This window comes from Glycocaulis sp., assembly GCF_051859565.1.
GTDB lineage: Bacteria > Pseudomonadota > Alphaproteobacteria > Caulobacterales > Maricaulaceae > Glycocaulis.
In genome coordinates, this window is sequence record NZ_JBHYFK010000002.1 from 15,930 (window position 1) to 31,290 (window position 15,361).

The 15,361-nt window shown below is 64.8% G+C and carries 10 protein-coding genes and 1 riboswitch; of the genes, 4 read left to right on the forward strand and 6 right to left on the reverse strand.

Translation table 11 applies throughout. The features are described from left to right. Positions 1–16: 16 nt before the first annotated feature. A riboswitch (TPP riboswitch) is annotated at positions 17–117 on the reverse strand. A 64-nt stretch (positions 118–181) separates the two neighbouring features. The 3 genes from ACTIGC_RS02670 to ACTIGC_RS02680 form a co-directional block, all read right to left on the reverse strand. After that, the gene (locus ACTIGC_RS02670) at positions 182–1,024 is read right to left on the reverse strand and encodes an ankyrin repeat domain-containing protein (RefSeq protein ID WP_439632947.1); all 843 of its coding nucleotides are present in this window, start codon (positions 1,022–1,024) and stop codon (positions 182–184) included. 99 nt (positions 1,025–1,123) lie between these two features. Continuing rightward, positions 1,124–2,347 (reverse strand): dipeptidase, encoded by a 1,224-nt coding sequence (locus ACTIGC_RS02675; RefSeq protein ID WP_439632948.1) that lies wholly within the window; start codon positions 2,345–2,347, stop codon positions 1,124–1,126. Positions 2,348–2,546: 199 nt separating this feature from the next. Next, positions 2,547–3,998, reverse strand: a complete 1,452-nt coding sequence (locus ACTIGC_RS02680; RefSeq protein WP_439632949.1) for a M20/M25/M40 family metallo-hydrolase — start codon at positions 3,996–3,998, stop codon at positions 2,547–2,549. An 82-nt stretch (positions 3,999–4,080) separates the two neighbouring features. Between ACTIGC_RS02680 and thiD the strand changes: the two genes are divergently transcribed. Continuing rightward, positions 4,081–4,986, forward strand: a complete 906-nt coding sequence (gene thiD, locus ACTIGC_RS02685; RefSeq protein WP_439632950.1) for a bifunctional hydroxymethylpyrimidine kinase/phosphomethylpyrimidine kinase — start codon at positions 4,081–4,083, stop codon at positions 4,984–4,986. Here the strand turns inward: thiD and ACTIGC_RS02690 are convergent. Next, positions 4,887–5,813, reverse strand: a complete 927-nt coding sequence (locus ACTIGC_RS02690) for a hypothetical protein (protein WP_439632951.1) — start codon at positions 5,811–5,813, stop codon at positions 4,887–4,889. The two genes, thiD and ACTIGC_RS02690, sit on opposite strands and share 100 nt — an antisense overlap. 196 nt (positions 5,814–6,009) lie before the next feature. Here ACTIGC_RS02690 and ACTIGC_RS02695 point away from each other — a divergent pair, with 196 nt between their 5' ends. Next, complete coding sequence (locus tag ACTIGC_RS02695) at positions 6,010–7,161, forward strand: phosphoserine transaminase (RefSeq protein WP_439632952.1); 1,152 nt, start codon at positions 6,010–6,012, stop codon at positions 7,159–7,161. Between the two features lie 231 nt (positions 7,162–7,392). On the opposite strand, the gene hslV is transcribed toward ACTIGC_RS02695, so the two are convergent. Next, positions 7,393–7,944 (reverse strand): ATP-dependent protease subunit HslV, encoded by a 552-nt coding sequence (gene hslV / locus ACTIGC_RS02700; RefSeq protein WP_429910695.1) that lies wholly within the window; start codon positions 7,942–7,944, stop codon positions 7,393–7,395. A gap of 160 nt (positions 7,945–8,104) precedes the next feature. Here hslV and ACTIGC_RS02705 point away from each other — a divergent pair, with 160 nt between their 5' ends. After that, positions 8,105–10,684, forward strand: coding sequence for a valine--tRNA ligase (locus tag ACTIGC_RS02705; RefSeq protein WP_439632953.1), 2,580 nt, complete (start codon positions 8,105–8,107; stop codon positions 10,682–10,684). A 12-nt stretch (positions 10,685–10,696) separates the two neighbouring features. On the opposite strand, the gene ACTIGC_RS02710 is transcribed toward ACTIGC_RS02705, so the two are convergent. Next, a complete protein-coding gene (locus ACTIGC_RS02710; RefSeq protein ID WP_439632954.1) occupies positions 10,697–14,464 on the reverse strand; it encodes a PAS domain-containing protein in 3,768 nt (1,255 codons plus the stop codon). Positions 14,465–14,625: 161 nt separating this feature from the next. Between ACTIGC_RS02710 and ACTIGC_RS02715 the strand changes: the two genes are divergently transcribed. Further along, the coding region (locus tag ACTIGC_RS02715) for an ATP-binding cassette domain-containing protein (RefSeq protein ID WP_439632955.1) at positions 14,626–15,361 on the forward strand (736 nt) is incomplete at its 3' end.

Consider the following 15,361-nt stretch of genomic DNA (forward strand, 5'->3'; position numbering starts at 1 on the left):
GGAACGGACTTTGACTGCCCGTCTTGCGCTCCATCCCGACGCCGGCATGACCCGGATCCGGTCCTGAGGGTGCTGTCTCAGCCCCGTGACCATCACGGGACGCCCCTTGGAACTTGTGATTTCCACCATGGTGGAATCGCGACTGCGGCGCAAGGGGAGGGAGCGCGATGCCTCCCTGCCGCTATGGCTGGGGCTCCTCGTCCTGCGCGCGCCAGTACCACGCCCGGACCGCCTCAACATCGACCCCGCGCTCGTCGCGCAGCCAGGCCAGGAGTTCGAGCCGCTCCTCACGGCCGGGAAAGTCCATGTCGAGGCCATTGAGGAGATAGTAGACGATGCCGTTGATATCGCCTGAATAGTCGTACTCCCGGAGCAGCCGGGACGCGATGGAGACCCGGTGACGGGATGCCTGCACGACAATGTCGAGCTGGTTTTCCGGAGTGAGGTCAATGCGCGCGCCAGCGTTCAGCAGCATGAACATGTTGCGCCATTGCCGATTGTCGTAGGGCGCCAGTTGCGGGCTCAGGTCGAGCCATTCGCCGCGGTCATAGGCCAGCATCAGGGCCGTGGCGCCGCCGCCGCCCCGCATTGCATTAGGGTCGCCGCCATGGGCCAGCAGCAGCGCCAGCACTTCCGGCTCGTGAAACTCTGCGGCGATGAGCATCGGGGTGTACCGGTCAATCCAGTGTGCCGTGCCGCCGGGATAGACCGGGCCAAATTCGCCATCGATCATGGCGTTCGGATCGGCTCCGGCCGCCAGCAGCACCTCCACCGCCGCAAGCTGGCGCAAAGCGGGTGCGGGTCTGACGGCTCCCGGGCCACGCCTCACCGCCTCATTGGCGATCATGTCGTTGAACTGAAGCCCATGACAGGTAAGCGCCCAGATCAGGGGCGTGACGCCATGGCGTCCCGCCGCATCCATGTCCGTACCGCCAGCGATCATGTCCTGAAGAGCCGCCACATCGTTATTGCAGGCGGCCATGGCGACGGCCCGGGCCGTTTCATCCGGGAACACGTCGCGCACGTCGTCAGCGGGCCTGGCGGATTGCGCGCATCCTGCGCTGATGAGGATGCAGACGATAGCGGCCGCTAGCAGACCTGTTTTCAAGAGTTTGCTCCGCAGCTACCGTACAGCCGCCGCCTCGACACCGCGCATGACGCGCAGCACATTGCCGCCCCACAGCTTGGCGATGTCTTCCTCGGAATAGCCCCGGCGCAGCAGCTCTGCGGTCACGTTCGGGGTTTCGGACGCATCATCCCAGCCGCGCACGCCGCCGCCGCCATCAAAGTCCGACACGATGCCGACATGGTCGATGCCGGCCACGCGTACGGCATGGTCGATATGGTCGGCCATGTCGGCCACCGTGGCATCGGGGTATTCTGCGCGCAGGGCGGCGACGCGTTCCTGATACTGTGCCCGGCTTTCCGACGTGGAGCGCTCCCAGCCGCCCGGCTGGTCGAGGCCGACTTCCGTGCGCAGCTCGGCGATGGCGGCTGTCAGGCCCGGATCAATCGCGCGCAGGTATGAGCGGAAGGCGACCATCTGCGCCACGCCGCCATTATCGCGGATGGCTTCCAGCAGCTCATCGGTGAGGTTGCGTGGATGGTCATAGACCGCGCGGGCGCCCGAATGGCTGGCGATCACCGGCGCGCGCGACATCCGGATGGCTTCCAGCGAGGTGCGCGGGCCGACATGGGAAATATCGACCATGATGCCATGGTCATTCAAGAGTTCGACCAGACGGCGGCCGAGATCGGTCAGGCCCGGATCCTCCATCGGATCACCGGCGGAGAGGTCCGGGTTGGAGCTGCCGCCAAACTGGTTGTTCCTGAAATGGGTGAGGGCGGCATAGCGCGCGCCTCTGGCAGCCCAGAGCGGCACCTCCTCCTCGATATTCTCGCCCATGAAATAGCTGTTCTCGATGCCGATCAGGGCGATCAGACGGCCTGAGGCGTAAATCTCTTCCACCTCGTCGGCGGTGGTGGCCAGCGCGATACGTTCGGGGTTTGCCCGCACCATGCGCATGATCGCCTGATAGGTCTCCTCGGCGCGGGCGCGGGCGGTGGCATAGCCCTCGTCAGTCAGATCGCGCTGCTGCACATAGACGATGAAGAAAGCCGCATCGAGCCCGCCAGCGCGCATCTTGGGCAGGTCCACCTGCAGGCGCGTCCAGGTGTTGGGATCGATCAGGTGCGTGGCATAGCCGGTGGGGATGTCGACATGGGTATCGATGGTCAGGATGCGGTCATGAATGGCCCGCACCTCCAGCTCGGAGAGCTCCTGGGCAAACCCCGCCCCCGCGATGAAGGGCGCAATGGCGGCGGCCGTGATGAGTGTACGCAGCATGAAAACTCTCCCCTGTGAATCTGTTGGCGCCAGCTAAGTCGCTGGCGCGCCGCAGGGCAAGGGGACGGGTGTGGTTGGGGGGCGCCCTCGTCCTTCGAGACGGCCTTACGGCCTCCTCAGGATGAGGGCGAAATGTGTCTTGTCCCTCATCCTGAGGGCGAGCGAAGCGAAGCGTCTCGAAGGACGAGGTACAAGCTCCTCACCCCTCCATGCCGGCCTCGGAAATGACCGTGCGGAAATAGCTGACCATGCCGGGCAGGGCGTCGATGCGGATGCGCTCATTATCGCCGTGGATGCGCGACAGATCATCCATCTCCATACGCATGGGCGCATAGCGGTAGATATGGTCGGCCACATCCTTGAAGGCGCGCGAATCCGTGGCCGCCGTCAACAGGTTAGGCACCACCGGCGCGCCTTCGGGCAGATGGCTGACCGCCGCGCCCGCAATGATCTCCCAGGCCCGGCCAGATGTGGCACTGATCGGCGGAGCGTCGGAGATGCGGCCCACCGGCTCTATCGTCACGCCATCGAGATGGCTGACCGCGCCGCGCATATGGGCCAGCGCGCTCTCAGCACTGTCGCGCGGGTGCAGGCGCAGATTGATGACCGCACGCGCCTCCTGCGGCAGAACATTGGCGACCGTGCCGCCGGTGATGATGGTCGGGGCGATGGTGGTGCCGATCGTGGCTCTGGTCGCGTCATCCTCCATCATCTGGCCCCGCAGGACCGAGCCGAAGAGGACAGGGCGCGCCATCACGAAGCCCGCCATCCCGTCCATTTCCGGCGCGAGCGCGCGCATCATGTCGGGCACCGGATGGTCGATGCGGTGCTCGAACGGATTGTCGACAATAGCGTTGACCGCGCGGGAAAGCAGCCCGATGGCCGTCTCCGGTGGCGGGGCGGAGGAATGCCCGCCGCGCGCCCGCGCGGTCACTTCCACCGAGAGAAAGCCCTTTTCGCCCACGCCTATGAGGCCCACCGGCCCGCCCGTCATCGGGAAGGTCTCGATTGAGGTGCCGCCTTCATCCAGCACGAACCAGGCGCGGCGGCCTTCGCTTTCCAGCCGCTCTGCCATCGCAATCGCGCCGGTGCCGCCCACCTCCTCATCATGGCCAAGCCCGATATGGATGGTGCGCTCCGGCGTGAAGCCCTCTTCCAGCAGGGTCTCCATCGCGGCTACAGCCATGACGAGGAAGCCCTTCATGTCGAGCGTGCCGCGCCCCCAGACATAGCCATCGGCAATCGTGCCGGAGAAGGGCGGGTGGTCCCACTGGTCTTCGGTACCCGGCTCCACCGGCACCACGTCCTGGTGGGCGAGGATGACGATGGGGTCGAGCGCGGGGTTCGTACCCTCCAGCGTGTACCAGAGCGAGCCGTGCAAAATGTCCTCCGGGCTCATGCGCTCATGGACCAGCGGGAAGCTGGCCGCCAGCCAGTCCCGGAAGGCGTCGAACTCGGCCCGGCTGGCATCGGGGTTGCCCATCTCGGAAATGGTCTCGAACCGGATCGCCTCACCCAGCGTCAGGGCCAGCGCCTCTGCGGATCGGGTGGAGGGGTTTGGCTCAATGGCGTCCGGCGTAGCGGGCGGCTGCGCACAGGCGGTCAAGGCCAACAGGCCCGCGCCCGCAATGGCTGCGATGTTGAGTTTCATGGCCTGGCCCTCCCCGGCGGTTCTCATTGTTCGCCTGGAAGGCTAGAACGCGGCTGAGGAAACGCCAAGCGATGAGGACGCCATGAGCACCACCGAGACAGACCTGCCGCCAGAGCCCAAGGGCCGCGTGCTGATCATTGCCGGATCGGATAGTTCGGGCGGGGCGGGCATACAGGCCGACATCAAGGCGGTGACGGCGCTGGGCGGCTATGCGGCGACGGCGATTACCGCGCTGACCGTGCAGAACACGAAGGGCGTGAGCGCCGTTCACGGCGCGCCGCTGGAGATCATTTCAGGCCAGATCGCGGCGGTGCTGGATGATATTGGCGCGGACGCGATCAAGACCGGCATGCTGGCCAGCAAAGAGGTGATCGAGACCGTGATCGCCGCGCTGGACGAGGCGGGCGCCGAGCTGATCCCGCTCATCGTTGATCCGGTGATGGTGGCAAGCTCCGGCGCGCGCCTGATTGAGGACAGCGCGGTGGAGGCGCTGAAAGAAAAGCTGATCCGCCGTGCCACGCTGGTTACGCCCAACGTGCCTGAGGCCGAAGCGCTGACGGGTATCAAGATCGAGGATGTGGATGGCCAGCGCGAGGCGGGCGAGGCGCTATTGAAGCTTGGCGCGCGGGCAGCTCTCATCAAGGGCGGGCATCTGGAAGGGGCCCAGGTGATTGACGTGCTGGTGACGCGCAATGGCATGCGCATCTTCTCCCGCCCGCGCATCAAGACCCGCCACACGCACGGCACGGGCTGTACGCTGGCGAGCGGCATTGCTGCCTTGGTTGCGCAGGGCGCGCCGCTGGACAAGGCGGTGGAGGAGGCGGGCGATTATCTGCACGAGGCGATACGGCGCGCGCCGGGCTTTGGCTCAGGGGCCGGGCCTGTCCATCATGGCTGGCCGCTGGATGGTGAGCCGGTGTCAGAGGCGCCCTCCGGCCCGCTGGCCGCCGGGCTTGCCGGACTGGCGGGACTGACCAGGGAGCCATGAGTTTCCGCCTGCACGAGCAGGTGCGCGGCCAGAGCGATCTCGGCCTCTGAAGGGGTGCGCCAGCGCGGCGCGGCATGCTCGGGCCCGCGCCCGGCAAGCTGGTCCATCGCATCAACACCAAGGGCAAAGCGGACAATATCCGGGCCTTGCAGGGCGCGCTCCAGAATCGGGGGCAGGGGCTGGTGGCGGGCAATGTGGCGCGCGAGGACCAGCGCCATGTACTGGCGCAGCCTGTCATCCGGTGTCACGGCTGCAAAGGCCCGGTCGACGAACAGCGTATCGCCGGCCATCCAGACGGCCTGCCGGCGCCCGCCTGCCAGATCAATGCTCACAAGCCGGACTTGCGCGGCGCAGGCGGGCTGCGGGATCAATACCAGCTCGATGCCCTCATCCCCGCGCTGCACGCGCAGATGCGTTTCGCCCCGGCGCAGGGCGTCGGGCAAGGTGCGGGCACGCAAATCATCATGCCAGCGGGCATTGGGCTCGCTCCAGCGCCCGTTCAGGCTGAGCAGAACATCGCCTGGCATCAGGCCTGCCCCGGCGGCCGGGCTGCCTTCGGCGACGATCCAGACCGCCGCCCGCGGATCTGCGCCATACGCCGCCCGGACATGATCGCGCTCGCCTGCCTGCCAGTCGGCGATATGGGTGGTGATGAGGCCGCTATAGGGGTGGTTCTGGGGACAATGGCGTGCATTGGCGATGATGAGCGGCGCGGCCAGCGCGAGGATGCGGGCCTGCAGCCGGGTCTCGTCCGCCAGGGCAAGGCGGGGCTCCAGACCGGGCGTCAGCGGGGCCGTGAGGGTCGTGCAGGCGGCGAGACACAGCATGGCAGCGCCGGTCAGAATACCGGCGGTCAGTCGTTTGCAGGGTAAAGCCGGACCGTTCATTAACCCCAGCGTGGATTCGCTGTGCAGTGGTTTCAACCGGAATCTGGCCGCGTCCGCAAACTGAGCATTTGACGTGGGCGGATGTGCGTCCTACGCCAGCGCCCATTGATCAATGCCTTCAGCACGGATTTGCCCCATGCCGAGCCAGCCCTCGATCCGCCCGTCCGATCCGCGTTTCTCCTGCGGCCCCACACGGAAGCGTCCGGGCTGGGAATTGCCGGCGCTGGGCACCGGCTCGCTGGGGCGCAGCCACCGGGCGAGCCTTCCCAAGCAGCGTCTGGGCGAAGCGATAGAGCGGGCAGGCGCGATCCTGGAAATCCCGGCCGATTACCGCGTCATCATCACGCCGGCTTCGGACACGGGCGCGTTTGAAGCCGCGATGTGGTGCATGCTGGGCGCGCGGGGCGCGGATGTGTTCAGCTGGGATGCGTTCGGTGATCGCTGGCTGAAAGATGCGCAAAACGAGCTGAAACTGCCGGATTTGCGCGTGTTTCACGCGCCTTATGGCGGTCTGCCGGACCTGTCACAGGCGGAACCGGCGCGCGATATTCTCTTTACCTGGAATGCCACGGCCGCAGGCCTGAAAGTGCCGCATGCGGACTGGATTTCGGATAAACGCGAAGGCCTTACCTTCTGCGATGCCACGTCTGCGGCCTTTGCGATGGATTTGCCGTGGGACAAGCTCGATGTGACGAGTTTCTCCTGGCAGAAATGCCTTGGCGGAGAGGCGCAGCACGGCATGATCGTGCTTTCGCCGCGCGCGCGGGCGCGCTTGCGGGACTGGCGGCCCGCATGGCCGGTGCCGGGGATATTCTCGCTCTTTGATGCCGCCAATGAGCAATCGGCCATGTTCGAGGGCTCGACCATCAACACGCCCTCATTGCTGGCAACGGAAGACTTTCTCGATGCGCTTCGCTGGGCGGCAAGAGAGGGCGGGCTTTCCGGCCTCATCGCGCGCTCACAGGCCAATCTCGCCGTGCTGGAGGCATGGGTGGAGCGCACGCCCTGGATCGATTTCGTCGCCCAGGACACCGCCCTGCGCTCGAACACCTCGGTGACGCTGAAATTTGCCGGGCCCGGCACGGCGGACTTCGATGACGAGGCCCTGCGCGCGCTCACAAAGCGTATGACGCAGCTTCTGGAGCGCGAGGGCGCGGCGCTGGACATTCTGCCCTATCCCAAGGCCCCGCCGGGCCTGCGCATCTGGTGCGGCCCGACCATCGATGCCGACGATCTGGCCGCCCTCTGCCCCTGGCTCGACTGGGCGTATGAAGAGGCGAGGGGGTAGGAAGGTTAGCGGCGAAGTCGCTCAACCATTGTCATGGCCCGGTTTATCCGGGCCACCCATGCCTGAGAGTTGCAGTGTCGCCCTCGTCCTTCGAGACGCACTTCGTGCTCCTCAGGATGAGGGGAAAAGCACACTAAAGCCCTCATCCTTTCGGAACGCGGTGGCGCTCGAAGGACGAGGGCCAGAGGCATGGGTCCCCCGGATCGCTTCGCGACCGGAGGATGACAACCTCTACCCCAGCCGCTCCACGGTCAAATTCCCGTTCGAGAACACGCAGATTTCGGCGGCGATCTCCATCGCCTTGCGAGCGATCACTTCCGGGTCTTCTTCGTAGGAGAGGAGCGCGCGGGCCGCTGATAGCGCGAAATTGCCACCCGACCCGATGGCCGCAATCCCGTGTTCGGGCTCCAGCACATCGCCCGCCCCGGTGATGAGGAAGGTCTCGTTCGCGTCGGCCACGATCAGCATGGCTTCAAGGCGGCGCAGATAACGGTCCGTGCGCCAGTCTTTGGCCAGCTCCACACACGCCCGCGCCAGCTGCCCCGAATGGGCTTCCAGCTTGCCTTCAAGGCGCTCAAAGAGGGCAAAGGCGTCGGCGGTGGCCCCGGCAAAGCCAGCAATCACCTTGCCGCCGCCAATCCGGCGGACTTTCCTGGCGGAGGATTTGACCACCGTATTGCCGATGGAGACCTGTCCATCGCCCGCCATGGCAACGGCATCGCCCTTTCTCACGCAGATAATGGTGGTACCCCGCCAGCCGGGAAAGGCGCGCTCTTCGCTCATGGCTTTTCGTCCTTCGTCAGTCATCTGGTGACAGACATGGCCGGTGCAGGAGGTCAGCGCAAGGCTTGACGCTGGCGCGGCCCGGTTTGACGGGACACGAAAATCGTCTAGGAGAAGCGGCTCTCCGCAAGACCGCACCGCCAGAGATGAAGGCCGCCCCATGAAGCCGTTTCCTGATCGCTACAAGCCGCAAGACGCTGAAGAGACATGCAATGCGCGCTGGCTGAAGGACGAGGCCTTCAAGTGGGATCCGTCACTGCCCGCGGACAGCGATTACGTGATCGACACGCCGCCGCCGACCGTCTCCGGCACGCTGCATGTCGGCCATGTCTACAGCTATACCCAAGCCGACATCATGGCGCGCTATTTCCGGATGGCGGGCAGGAACGTGCTTTACCCTATCGGCTGGGACGATAACGGCCTGCCGACCGAGCGTCTGGTGGAGAAGAAGAAAAAGGTACGCGGCGGCACCATGGCGCGCGAGGAATTCGTTGCGCTCTGCCGCGAGGTGATCCCCGAATACGAGCAGCAATTCCGCGATCTCTTTACCCGGCTCGCCCTGTCGGTCGACTGGAGCCGGGAGTACCAGACGATTTCGGATGAAAGCCGCACCGTCTCGCAAATGTCCTTCCTGGACCTCTACAAGAAGGGCCTGCTGGAGCGCCGCCTTGAACCCACCTTGTGGGATCCTGCGGATCGTACCGCCATTGCGCAGGCCGAGGTGGAAGAGACCGAGCGCGAAGGCAAGCTGAACTATGTCGCGTTCGAGATTGAAGGCGGCGGCGAACCGGCTGTTATCGCCACCACGCGCCCGGAGCTGATCGCGGCCTGCGGCGCGCTGATCATCCACCCGGAGCATCCGCGTGCAAAAGAACTGATCGGCAAACGCGCCATCACGCCGCTTTACGGCGTGCCGGTGCCGATTGTCGCCGATGAGACGGTGGACCCTGAAAAGGGTACCGGCATGGTGATGTGCTGCACGTTCGGCGATGTCACCGACATCCAGTGGTACCGCACTCACAAGCTGCCGCTTCGCATCGTCATCGGGCCGGACGGCAAGATGATCGAGCACCTCGATATCGGCTCTGACGAGTGGCCGAGCGTCAATGTAGAGGGCGCGAAGGCGACTGTAACCGCGCTGGCCGGCCAGAAGGCGGAAGCGGCCAAGGCCGCCATTATCGAGATGCTGCGCGAGAAGGGCGTGCTCCTGAAACAGGAGGCGACCCATCAGGTAATCCCGGTCGCCGAGCGTTCAGGCGCGCCGCTGGAGATCATCGTCACGCCGCAATGGTTCATCCGCACGCTGGACTTCAAGGAGCAGATCCTCGCCAAGGGCCGGGAGATCGTCTGGAAGCCGGAATACATGCGCCAGCGCTTTGAAAGCTGGGTTGAGGGCCTGAAATGGGACTGGGCGATCTCGCGCCAGCGCCATTTCGGCGTGCCGCTTCCCGTCTGGTATTCGCGCCGTCCGGGTGAAGAGGGCAAGGTCATCGTGCCCGAAGCCGCCGACCTGCCCGTCGATCCCATGGTCGATCTGCCGCGCGGCTATAGCCGTGACGAGGTGGAGGGCGAGCGCGACGTGATGGACACCTGGGCGACGTCTTCGGTCAGCCCGCAGCTCGTTACCCGCTCGATCAACGACGATCTGGCGCTGGACATTGATGTCCACAAGCGTCTCTTCCCGATGAGCCTGCGTCCGCAGGCCCACGAGATCATCCGCACCTGGGCCTTCTACACCATCGTGAAGGCGCTCCATCACGAACAGACCATTCCGTGGAAAACCATCGCGATTTCGGGTTGGTGCCTTGCCAGCGACGGCTCGAAGATGAGCAAGTCCAAGGGCAATGTGATCGATCCGATCAAGCTGCTGGACGAGTATGGCGCGGACGCGGTGCGCTACTGGACCGGCACCTCGCGCCTCGGCCATGACACGGCGCTGGCGCCCAACGTTCTCAATCAGGGCAAGCGCCTCGTTACCAAGCTGTGGAATGCGGTGAAACTCGCGCACATGGCGCTGGAGCAGGCGGAAGTGTCGCCCGTTTCGCCCAAGGCCGATATCGAGGCAGGCCACATCACCCATCCGATGGACAAATGGCTGCTGGGCGAGCTTTCCGAAACGGTTGAGAAAGCGACCAAGGCCTTTGAATCCTACGAGTACGCGCAGGCCTTGCGCGTAACGGATGATTTCTTCTGGCGCACCTATTGCGACAATTATCTGGAGATCGTGAAAAGCCGCACCCGGTTTGAAGGCAAGCCCGATGCCGGTCAGCTCTCTGCCCTGCACACGCTCTGGCATGCCAGCATCATCCAGCTGAAACTGTTTGCGCCCTTCATCCCTTATGTCACCGATACGCTGCACGATGTGCTGGCGGGCGGTGAGGGAGCTGATACGCAAACCCTCCACGCCCGCGGTCACTGGCCGAAGCTGGACGAGCAGGCGGACAAGGACAGCTTCCGCGCCGAGGGCGATGCGTTCGTGTCGATCCTTGCCGGTGTGCGCAAGGTGAAGAGCGAACTTCAGGTCTCGATGAAGGCGCCGGTTCAGGTGCTCACGGTCGTCAGCGATGCTGATGGTGACATTGCCGGCCTGATCGGCCCGGTGACGGAGGATCTAAAGGCCGTCACCAACGCGCTGGAAATACGCATGGGGCTTGCACCGTCGGACGCGCGTGTTTCGCGTTCACCCGATGAGCGCTTCGAGATCGCACTGGAAATGGCGCCCGCACAGGACGGCGCGTAAGCCAGCGCGGCCTCAGGCCGCGCGCGATCCGTCTGCGGGCAAGGTCAGCGGCAGGGTGAAGTGGAAGCGGGAGCCCTTGCCCGGCGCCGTTTCCACCCAGATGTGCCCGCCATGGCGCTCGACGGCCTGCTGGCAGATGGCAAGGCCAATGCCGGTGCCCTCGTACTCCTCGCGGCCATGCAGGCGCTGGAAGGGGGCGAAGACTTTCTCCGAGAAGCGCGGGTCGAAGCCGATCCCGTCATCGGCGACGGTGAACTTCCAGCTATTGTCCTCGCGTACAGCCGATATGGAAACCGATACGCCTTTGCCCTTGCGGTATTTCAGCGCGTTGGAGACCAGGTTCTGCATCAGGAGCCGCAGCAGGGTCGGATCGCCGTCCACCACCGGCAGGCTTGAGACCTCGATCTTTGCCGCGGCGTCATCCGCCATCAGTTCCAGCTCGGCCAGTATGTCCTTCATCACCGCGTCCATATCGACTGCATTGACAACGAGCGGACGCTTGGAGGCGCGTGAATAGCTGAGAAGGTCGTCAATCAGCCGGCGCATGCGCCCGGCAGCATCAACCAGAAACTCGAGGCTCCGGTCGGTTTCCGCGTCGAGCGTCCCCTGATGGCGGCGCTTGATCAGGCTCGCGAAGGCAGAAATCTTGCGCAGAGGTTCCTGCAAGTCGTGCGAGGCGACGGCGGCAAATCTGTCGAGTTCCCGGTTGGTGCGCTCCAGCTCCGCTGCATAGCGCTGGAGTTCCCGGTCCTGAGCCAGCTTTTCCGTGACATCGATGCTGATACCATGAACCGCGACCGCTTCGCCCGCCGGGCCGTACTCAACCGTCGCTGAGGACAGCGTTGTGATAACCGCGCCATCGGCTTTACGCACATCAGCGAAAATATCCTGCATGCCACCGCTGGCGAGGAGCGCTTGCATGCCACCTAGCTTCTGCAGGGTTTCTCTCGATTTTGGCGTCAGGAACTCATCATAGACACGGCCGATGACGTCATCGCGTTCATAGCCCATTGTGCTGAGCCAGTACTGGCTGACACCGAGGATACGACCGGCCGGATCCAGGGACAGCAGCATGACCGGGGTTGTTGTATATATCTGGCGCAGGCGTTCCCGCTCGACATCAAGCGCTTCGGCAAACTGTTTCTCGGCAGTGATGTCGATAACAACACCGCCAGAGCGGATCGGCTTGCCGGTTTCGTCCCATGCGGTCGGCTGGCCCTTGGAGCGCACCCAGCGCCAGCTGTCGCCGTCGCGCAGCCGGTAATCAATGGGACCGGCTGCCCTGCCGGCCATGATCTCGGCCAGCGCCTTGCGGGCCAGCCTGTTGTCATCAGGGTGGATGATAGGTTGCCAGTCGGCGGCTTCCAGCGCGTCTTCGCCGATCTTGCGGCCCATCCATTCCAGGAGGCGCCCGCGCACGGACTGGACCCCTGTTTCGAGGTCGATACTCCAGATGGCCGACAGGCCCGCATCCATGGCCTCGTTCAGACGCTTCTCGCGATCCTCCAGCTCCATTTCCAGGACGCGGCGCGAGGTTATGTCGAAAAGTGTGCCGATCGCCTCTACCGGCTCATCCTTGGCGTTATAGGCGCTGATGGCGCCGCGATCCTCCACCCAGCGCCAGCCCCCCTGCCCATCGGCGATGCGGTAGACTGCGTTGAGCCGCTCGCCGCCGAGCATGGCGCTCACGCCCGTTTCGCACAGATGCCGGTCTTCCGGGCAGAGCAGATTGCGCCATTCATCCAGCGAGAGCTTGCCGTCGTGACCGGCGGGAAGGCCCATGATGACACGGGCAAATTCGGACAGTTCGACCTGTTCGGTGTCGATTTTCAGCCGCCAGGTGCCCTGATGGGCGCTTTCCAGCGCGCGGGCAAGACGCTCTTCGCTCTGCGCGAGATTCTGCTCGAGCGCCTTGCGTTGGGAAATGTCCAGAACGATGCCGGCGCAATCAGCGCGGTGGCTTTCCGGGCCCAGCCGGCTGCCGCGTGCCTCCACCCAGACATATTCGCCCGTGCGATGGTCCATGATACGGTATTCGGCAGCCCGGGTTCCGCCCGGCTGGCTTTTCATGATCCCGCTGATCGAGCAGTCGAGGATGCGTCGATCCTCCGGGTGCACCAGGTCACGCCAGCGCGAGAACGGGACCCAGCTCTCCGCCTCGCCCAGCGCGAGCAAGGCACGAATTTCGCCGCGCGGCAGAAACTCGCCTGCCTTGTAGTCGACCTCCCATGCGCCCAGCGTAGCGGCAGAGACGGCGTGAGAGAGCAGGCGTTCACTGTCTACCAGACGGCGCTCCTGCTCCTTCCGGCGGGTCGCTTCGGCAAAGACGCCGGAGGCTCGCAAAGGCCGACCCTCACTTGTCTGTGCGCTGATCCCGCCGCGCAGGCTGAGCCAGATCCAGTGCCCGCCTTCGGTGCGCACCCGGAACTCCACATGGCTGTTACCTGTGCTGGCGATCGCCACCAGCGCATCGCGCACCCGTGGCTGGTCTGCGCGGTGAATACGTGCCACGAACTCGTCGGTGGGCAGTGTGATCTGGGCTCCGGGCAGCCCGATAGCTGTCAGGACCGGGCCGGACAGGGTGACCTGACGCCCTACATAATCGTAGGACCAGCCGCTCAGGCCTGCCCTGTCGAGCACACCGGCCAGATCGCTATCAAGCGCTTCCACGATATCGTCGCGATGATGGGGCAGCTCGTACCAGAAGCCGAAAGCCTTCATGGAGCGCCGCTCACCGCCCGCCGTGGGCTCAAGCTCTCCCCAGCTGCGATACCAGAGCCAGTGCCCGCTTTCGGCCCGCAGGCGGAAGGTCTCGTCATAACGACCACCGAACTGCAATCCCATGAAGGCGGCGTAGACACGTTCGAAATCGTCAGGGTGCAGCCTGCTGCGAATGACCGCATCGCTCATGGCTTGCGGGCCAGTCCCCGTCCCCAGCGCGAGATTGACCGGGCCGGACATTGTGCCGTTCAGCGTCTCGAAATCGAATGTCCAGCTGCTCAGGGACAGAGTATCGACGATCAGCTGCGTCTTGATGCGCTCAATCCCTGCGCGCGTTTCGGCCCGGTCATCAGACGCTACGTCATGGACCAGCCCGGTGACGCGCAAGGGATTGCCAGCCTCGTCGCGTTCCACCACGCGCACATCATGGCGCATAGGCACCCAGCCGCCGTCGCGCGTACGCATGCGGCAGTAAAAGCTGATGACAGTATCGGCGCCGGACGGATTGCCCCTCAGCACGCCGCGCGCGCGAGCCAGATCCTCCGGGTGCAATAGCGACAGCCAGCGGGCCAGGCGGACGGGCCCGTCGGCGCCCCCGGGGCCGACGAAGCGTTCAAGCAGGCCTGAAACGATAACCTGCCGGGAGCGGAAGTCAGCGCTGTAGGCGCCCTCGCTGTGCTCCTCGAATGCCATGGCTACGCGCTTGCGCGCCGCGCGCAGCTGCAGGTCGCGCTGCGACAGGTCTATGGCCGGCTCGATAGTGACCAGCCGCACGCCGGGTTCTGTGCGGCGCACATGCAGGCGCACGGCGACGGGCTCGCCGCCATTGCTGCGCAGCAGCGCCGTGTCCGCCAGCTCGTCAGAACCGGCCGAGCTGGAGCGCTTCCACTTCGCCGTCAGCCCGTCGAGCGGATCGCAGTAAAGCTGGGCAAGGCTTGCGCCAGGCCGGGCGTGTTCGGAAAAACTGGCTTTGAAGCGCGCATTGACCGCGATGATCCGGCCTTCATCGTCCAGCAGGGCGCATGCGCCTGGCAGCGCGTTGAACGCGTGTTCAAACATGTGCGCACTGGCCATTAACTGCCTTGTTCCGGTTCGGCGGACTCCATGCGAATCAGCCCTTTGTGCGCATAGTAATGGAAGGAATATTAAGCAGGGGCTATCGTCCCGGCCTATCCAGCGATTTGGGCCCGTGCCCGGCAGAGAATGTAAGTGAGGACGGATTGACCGACGCATCTGCGCCGATCCTTGAAGTTCGCGGCCTGAACGTGCGCTTTGATACGCCTGATGGCGAAGTGCACGCCGTGCGCGGTATCGACCTTGAAATACGCTCCGGCGAGTGCCTGGCGGTGGTGGGTGAGTCCGGGTCCGGCAAAAGCCAGACCTTTCTGGCCGCGATGGGGCTTCTGGCTTCCAATGGCAAGGCCGAAGGTTCGATCCGTTATCGCGGACAGGAAATTCTCGGCCTGCCGCCGAAGCGCCTGAACACGGTGCGCGGCAAGTCGATGACGATGATCTTCCAGGATCCGCTGACCTCGCTCACCCCCCACATGCGGGTAGGCGATCAGATGAAGGAGGTTCTGGCGGCCCATCTCTCGCTCAAGGGCGAGGCGGCCGAGAAACGTTGCGTCGAGTGGCTGGACCGGGTGCGCATACCCGAGGCTGCCCGCCGTCTGCGCCAGTATCCTCACGAGCTGTCAGGCGGCATGCGCCAGCGCGTGATGATCGCGATGTCCATGCTGTGCGGGCCCGACCTGCTGATTGCCGACGAGCCGACCACGGCGCTCGATGTGACCGTTCAGGCCCAGGTGCTCGACATCATGGACGAGCTCAAGGCCGAAACCGGCGCGGCCATTGCCCTGATTACCCACGATATGGGTGTGGTGGCGCGCATGGCCGACCGGGTGCAGGTGATGCAGAACGGCGCCTATGTCGAAACAGGCGATGTCGACCAGGTGT

What these genes read in the sequence shown, in the direction of transcription:
- ACTIGC_RS02705 (WP_439632953.1), top strand. Translation starts at nt 8,105, where the DNA reads ATGAAGCCGTTTCCTGATCGCTACAAGCCGCAAGACGCTGAAGAGACA.
- hslV (WP_429910695.1), bottom strand. Translation starts at nt 7,944, where the DNA reads ATGAGCGAAGAGCGCGCCTTTCCCGGCTGGCGGGGTACCACCATTATC.
- ACTIGC_RS02695 (WP_439632952.1), top strand. Translation starts at nt 6,010, where the DNA reads ATGCCGAGCCAGCCCTCGATCCGCCCGTCCGATCCGCGTTTCTCCTGC.
- ACTIGC_RS02675 (WP_439632948.1), bottom strand. Translation starts at nt 2,347, where the DNA reads ATGCTGCGTACACTCATCACGGCCGCCGCCATTGCGCCCTTCATCGCG.
- ACTIGC_RS02710 (WP_439632954.1), bottom strand. Translation starts at nt 14,464, where the DNA reads ATGTTTGAACACGCGTTCAACGCGCTGCCAGGCGCATGCGCCCTGCTG.
- thiD (WP_439632950.1), top strand. Translation starts at nt 4,081, where the DNA reads ATGAGCACCACCGAGACAGACCTGCCGCCAGAGCCCAAGGGCCGCGTG.
- ACTIGC_RS02690 (WP_439632951.1), bottom strand. Translation starts at nt 5,813, where the DNA reads ATGCTGTGTCTCGCCGCCTGCACGACCCTCACGGCCCCGCTGACGCCC.
- ACTIGC_RS02680 (WP_439632949.1), bottom strand. Translation starts at nt 3,998, where the DNA reads ATGAAACTCAACATCGCAGCCATTGCGGGCGCGGGCCTGTTGGCCTTG.